The sequence below is a fragment of the Stenotrophomonas sp. HMWF023 genome, assembly GCF_003060985.1.
In the GTDB taxonomy this organism is placed as follows: Bacteria; Pseudomonadota; Gammaproteobacteria; order Xanthomonadales; family Xanthomonadaceae; genus Stenotrophomonas; species Stenotrophomonas lactitubi.
In genome coordinates this window covers 1-1,147 of the sequence record NZ_QAIJ01000288.1, presented here as the reverse complement: position 1 = coordinate 1,147, position 1,147 = coordinate 1, and the positions used below count along the sequence as shown (strand labels likewise).

1 protein-coding gene is annotated in these 1,147 nt (G+C 62.9%); it reads right to left on the bottom strand.

What is annotated here, in order from left to right:
* Positions 1-1,147: TonB-dependent receptor (locus DBR20_RS16280; RefSeq protein WP_146187037.1), on the bottom strand; the 1,147-nt coding region annotated here is incomplete at both ends.

Genomic DNA, 1,147 nt, shown 5'->3' with positions numbered 1-1,147 from the left:
GCACCTGCAGCGTGGTGCCAAACGACCACTGCTTGTTCAGTGCATACGCAGCACGCAGCTTGAACTGGTGACGGAAGTCGTTGAACAGCACGCCGTAACGTTCGTTGGTGGCCGGGTGATCCCAGAACTGGACCATGCCGGTGTCGCCGTAGTTGGTATCGGAGTTCACCGGCCCTTCGAAATTGCCCTCGCTCTTGGACCACAGGTAGGACGCGTTGAGCATCCACTTCTCGTCCCACGCGCGGTCGATCTGGAATTCCAGCGCCTTGTAGGTCCGCTTCGGCTTGGAATAACCGATCACCTCGCCGCTGCCACCCTTGCGATAGCCGCTGTTGGCGGTGTCGATGGTGATCCAGCCTTCGTTGGCGCAGCCGATGCTCTTGTCGCCCCAGATCGTCAGGCTCTCGCCCGGGTTTGCGATCGGCCACAACGTGCTCGGCGTCGGTCCGCAGGGGGTGTAATTGATGCGGATGTCATCCAGTGCGCGGGTCATGCGCCGGTAGGTCGCGTTGACGCCCCACGACCAGGCCTGGTTGATCATGTTCTGGAAACCGAGGATGTACTCGTCCTGGTAGACCGCCTTCAGGTCCTTGTCCACGCTCTGCCGCAGGTCGGCACCACCGGTGTTCATGCGGGTGTCGGTCGGCCCGATCTGCTGGCCGATGACCGGCGCCATGTACGCCGAACCGGTGGGCGAGGTCTTCCGTTCCCAGCCCTCAAGCACGTAGTAGCTGTACTCGTCGGTCAGGCCGCCGGCGAAGTTGACGTTGATGTTGTTGGTCACCGGCAGGTAGTAACGGCCCGCGTTGCCGAACACCTTGGTGCTGCCGTCGCCCTTCATGTCCCACGAGAAGCCCACGCGCGGTGCAATCAGATCGTCCATCTTGATGAACGCCTTGCCGGCGGCGGTGCGGTTTTCGAAGCGGTCCCAGCGCACGCCCAGGTTCAGCATCAGGTTCGGGGTGATGTTCCAGATGTCTTCCAGGTAGAAGGCATTGGCTTCGGTCTCGAATTTGCCGCCGGATTGCCGGTTGCGCGCACGCAGCATCTCGGTGACACCGGCCGGCACGTAGGCATTGGCGCCGTCCCACACTTCATCCCCGGGACGCGCCACGTAGGCGGTGTAGCTCAAGGCGGTCGGCCCGGG